This window comes from Thioclava sp. JE_KL1 (assembly GCF_009296265.1).
Taxonomy (GTDB): domain Bacteria; phylum Pseudomonadota; class Alphaproteobacteria; order Rhodobacterales; family Rhodobacteraceae; genus Thioclava.
In genome coordinates, this window is the sequence record NZ_WBJS01000068.1 from 1 (window position 1) to 629 (window position 629).

General features: G+C 56.9%; 1 protein-coding gene. It reads left to right on the top strand.

Annotation, left to right across the window (positions count from 1 at the left end; genetic code table 11):
* Nucleotides 1–18 precede the first annotated feature (18 nt).
* On the top strand, nt 19–147 hold the full coding sequence (locus F8R15_RS20945) for an FCD domain-containing protein (protein WP_253732839.1): 129 nt from the start codon (nt 19–21) through the stop codon (nt 145–147).
* Nucleotides 148–629: the final 482 nt, after the last annotated feature.

The window sequence follows — 629 nt, forward strand, 5'->3', positions numbered from 1 at the left end:
AACACTGAGGTCGACCGCATGAACGCCTCGATCAAAGAGCACAGGGCGATCCTGGAGGCGCTAACGCGGCAGAATGCGAACGACGCCGCGAATGCGATGCGAGAGCATATCCGAAATACCGCGCTGTGTGCCGGGGTGGAGATTTGAGGCGACGAGGCTCTTCTGCCTGTGGTTAAGTTTTCAAATCCACCCCGTTTGCGGAATGCTGATGCACGTCGGGGTTTCAGCGCACCCAACACCTTCTGCAAGGCATTGAAGAATATAGAATCCAGATGTGTCTGGATGTCGCGAAACGCCCCTGATTTGGCTGGATACCTACCTCTGGACACGGTTATCCGGCCGGCTCGTTGCGCCAATTGCCCTCTTTCCGCGCCACATGGTGCGCAACGATTTCTCCAAGGCACTCATTGCTGAAGGGTAAGGTTGTGCAACGTCCGACCAAGGACCATATCCCACCGGCCAATAAGACGGGGGGACTGCATGACTTTGCGCGACCGGATCGCGATGGCGCTCGACACATCAACTTTCAGGAACACGATCACGGCCGTGATCCTTTTCAACGCATTGCTTCTTGGACTGGAGACTTCGGAGCGCGCGATGGCCTTGGCTGGCGATCTGATCCGGCTCCT

Coding starts and splice junctions, on each gene's coding strand:
- F8R15_RS20945 (WP_253732839.1), top strand. CDS start 19: ATGAACGCCTCGATCAAAGAGCACAGGGCGATCCTGGAGGCGCTAACG.